The organism is Caulobacter sp. 17J65-9, from assembly GCF_010975005.1.
Taxonomy (GTDB): Bacteria; Pseudomonadota; Alphaproteobacteria; order Caulobacterales; family Caulobacteraceae; genus 17J80-11.
Map to the genome: position 1 here is coordinate 1 of NZ_JAAIVC010000262.1, position 3384 is coordinate 3384.

At 71.5% G+C, this 3384-nt stretch carries 5 protein-coding genes; 1 reads left to right on the top strand and 4 read right to left on the bottom strand.

Going from position 1 to position 3384, the window contains the following annotated elements; genetic code table 11:
• The 3 genes from G3573_RS20955 to G3573_RS20965 form a co-directional block, all read right to left on the bottom strand.
• A partial coding sequence (locus G3573_RS20955; RefSeq protein ID WP_163263590.1) for a DUF4118 domain-containing protein occupies window positions 1–518 on the bottom strand: 518 nt, incomplete at its 3' end.
• Between the two features lie 288 nt (window positions 519–806).
• Window positions 807–1208: a nuclear transport factor 2 family protein gene (locus G3573_RS20960; RefSeq protein WP_205598417.1), complete on the bottom strand. Its 402-nt coding sequence runs from the start codon at window positions 1206–1208 to the stop codon at window positions 807–809.
• Between the two features lie 247 nt (window positions 1209–1455).
• Complete coding sequence (locus G3573_RS20965; protein ID WP_163263592.1) at window positions 1456–1806, bottom strand: DUF1428 domain-containing protein; 351 nt, start codon at window positions 1804–1806, stop codon at window positions 1456–1458.
• Between the two features lie 231 nt (window positions 1807–2037).
• Between G3573_RS20965 and G3573_RS20970 the strand changes: the two genes are divergently transcribed.
• A complete protein-coding gene (locus tag G3573_RS20970; RefSeq protein WP_163263593.1) occupies window positions 2038–2247 on the top strand; it encodes a hypothetical protein in 210 nt (69 codons plus the stop codon).
• A 52-nt stretch (window positions 2248–2299) separates the two neighbouring features.
• Here G3573_RS20970 and G3573_RS20975 read toward each other — a convergent pair.
• On the bottom strand, window positions 2300–3384 hold a 1085-nt coding region (locus G3573_RS20975; protein ID WP_346427427.1), incomplete at its 5' end, for a YihY/virulence factor BrkB family protein.

Sequence of the window (3384 nt, forward strand, 5' to 3'; positions counted from 1 at the left end):
GGGCGGAAGGCGCCGTCCTGGTCGGCGAAGACGGCGGCCGGGGCGCGGAACAGGCCGTGCAGGGCCTCGGCGGCGGCGGCGAAGACGTCGGCCATGGGGCGGGCCTCGATGACCACGTGAGCCAGGGCCTGCAGGGCCCGGGCCTGTCCGGCGGCGCGCTCGGCCTCGACGGCGCGGCGTCGCGCGTCGGCGGCGATCGAGCTGACGATGGTGGCGATCAGGAGCAGCAGGGCCGCGTCCCAGACGTCGGCCGGGCTGGCGATGCGGAACGAGAAGACCGGCTGGGTGAAGAAGAAGTCGAAGGCCAGCGCCCCGCCGGCGACGGCGAGGAGCGCCGGCCCGAAGCCCAGGCGCGCGGCGGCGACCACCACCGGCAGCACGAAGATCAGCGCCAGGCTGGGCGGGGCGACCAGTTGCTCGACCACGAAGGCCAGGATGGCGGCGGCCGCGACGAACAGGACGGCGAGCCCGTAGCGAACCCAGGGCGGCGGCGCGGGACTGGAGAGAGCGAGCGACATGTGGCCTCCGACGCCCCGGACGCTTGCGGCGGTCAACTTCGGGGCGGCGGGGCGGGTTGCGCGGAGGTCGGGAGCGACCGGCGACGGGGCTTCGTTCTCCCGCGGGGACCTGCCGGGGCTTCTGGACGTGTTCTCAATCCGTCTGTCCCGACGAAAGTCGGGACCCAGATTCATCCGGAACGTCAGCGGGCTTCACCTGGGCCCCGACTTTCGTCGGGGCATACGGAGAACAGGGGCGTCGCTTCAGCCACCGCCTTCCTTGCGGGAGGAGGGAAGGGGCGCCCCGCCTCACCAGCCCAGCTGGCGGGCCTGGCTGGCGGCGTCGCGGGCGCCCCAGCGGCGGCGGATCCTACCGCCTTCGAGCTCGAAGAACTCCATGGCGACCAGCTCGTAGGGCTTGCCGGTGGCCGGCTTGTCGCGGAACGGCGCGCGCGAGCGGCCGCGCTCGGTGTAGCGGGCGGCGACCGTATCGCCGTCGGCGGCCAGGGCCTCGACGGTCAGCTCCAGGGCCAGGGCCTCGTGCAGCTCGCGCCAGATCGGCACGACCTCGTCGATCGGCCCCCAGCCCAGCACGCCCCAGATCAGGGCGTCGTCGGTGAACAGGCCGCGCAGGCGGGCGAAGTCGCCGGCGTTGAAGGCCTCGACATAGGCGCGGACGACGGCCTTGGCGTCGGTGGGGGAGGTGGTCACGGGCGGGGCTCTCTCGGACGGCGAACGCCGGTCTCTAGCGGGAGCTGGGCGGTGTGGCAAAGCGGAGCTTCCCATCTCCCCTTGCGGGAGAAGGTGGCCGGCGGAGCCGGCCGGATGAGGGGTGTCGGCGCGGAGATTTCGGTGTGAGGAGCTTCTGGACGCCACGCCATTCCGACGTCACGCCGTCACCCCTCATCCGACGCGCTCCGCGCGCCACCTTCTCCCGCAAGGGGAGAAGGGAAGGCCCCTACCTCACCAGGATCGTCTCGAACCCGCCGTAGATCATGCGCTTGCCGTCGAAGGGCATGTTCTCCATCTCGGCCTTCAGGCGCGGGTCGGCCATGACCTTGGCGTTGACGGCGTCGCGGGTGGCGCGGTCGTCGTAGACGATCCACGAGAAGATCACCGTCTCGTCGTCCTTGGCCTGCACCGCGCGCGGGAAGCTGGTCAGCTCGCCGTAGGGCACGTCGTCGGCCACGCACTCGACGTAGGCCTTGGCCCCGTGCTCCATCCACACCTCGCCGCCCTTCTTCGCCATGGCCTTGTAGGCGTCGAGCTTGTCCTTCGGGACCGCGATCACGAAACCGTCGACGTACATGGGAGCCTCCTTTGATCAGCTGATCGGTGAGCGAAGGACGATCGGGGCGAAGCGTTCCCGACATCGCCGTTCTTCCTTTTCCCGTTCGGCGCGCGCGGGGCCGGTGGCCGCATAAGATTCCGATAGTACCGGCGACGCCGGTCGGTCTGCTTAGCTCGCCGCGCGCCGCGCCTTGAGCCGGCGCTTCCGCGGAGCGCCCCGGGCGCTCCCATGGCAAAGGAGGACGACCCGATGCGTACGCTTAACGTCGTTACGATCGTCGCCGCCGCGGCGGCCCTCAGCGTCACCGCCGGCTGCAGCCCCAAGGAAAGCCGCCAGGCCGCCGCCCCGGGCGAGCCCGTGGCGTCCAGCGCCGAGGCCGTGCCCGAAGAGGCCACTGAGCCCGCGTCGGCGCCCGCTGAAACCCCCGCCCCGGCGGCGGAGAAGAAGGGCGAGCATTGAGGTCCGGCGCGAAGGTCCAGCCTCAGGGCCTTCGCGCCTTCGCCTTTCGGGATCACGCCTCCGGCCGCTTGCCCAGCTTCAGCATCAGCCGGCGCGACAGCTCCTCGGCGTACTGCAGGGTGTAGCGCACCGCGCCGGGCGCGCCCTTGCGGGGGCCGACCGTGTCGGCGACCAGGGCGCCGCGGACGCCCATGGGCAGGGGCGGGCCGGTGGTGGTGTCCCAGGCGGTCTGGTGCTCCATCTCGGCGTTCAGCTCGGCGCCCATGATCATGGCGGTGACGCTGAGCCAGCTCCACATCATGAAGCCCATGGCCGCGCCCAGCGAGCCGTAGACGCGGGCGTAGTCGGCGAAGCTGGACAGCCACCACGAGAAGATCGCCGAGCCGAGCATGTTCAGCACCGCGGCGAACACGCCGCCCAGCGTCAGCCACCGCCAGCGCGCCCGCGCCCGGCAGGGGCCGTGGCGGTAGAGGAGCGCCATGGCGCCGACATAGGCCACGAACAGCAGCGGCCAGCGCAGGTCGGCGGCGAGGCCTATGTCCATGCGCCAGCCGAAGAACGAGGCGATCACCGGCGCGATCACCACCAGCGAGGTGGTGATCAGCACGAACACCAGGGCGCCGGCCGTGAAGGCCATGGTCAGCAGGTTGTAGTGGAAGAAGTTGCGCTTCTCGGTCTCGTGGTAGGCGACGTTCAGGCCGTAGACCAGCCACTTCACCGCCGCGTTGGCGCTCCACAGCGAGAAGCCCAGGCTGATCACCAGGGTCACGCCCAGCTCGGTCGGCGGGGCTGAGGAGATGCGCACCACCTCGCCGGACAGGAAGTCGAGCACCCCGGCCGGCACGATCCCGCGCAGCAGCTCCACGTGGCCCACGGCGGTCTCGGGCGCGTTGAACAGGCCGTAGAGCGTCACGAACACGGTCAGGCCTGGGAACAGGGCCAGCAGGGTGAAGAAGGTGACGCCGCCGGCGATGAAGCCGACCCGGTCGCCGAAATAGGCCAGCACCACCCGAAACCCGATGTCGGTCCAGCCCTTGGCCGGGATCTCCCAGGGCGTGCGCGCGGCGCGGCCGCGGCCGGGCTCGCGCGCCTCGAAGGCCTCGGGGCTGGTGTCCAGCACCTCGTGGGCGTGGAGGC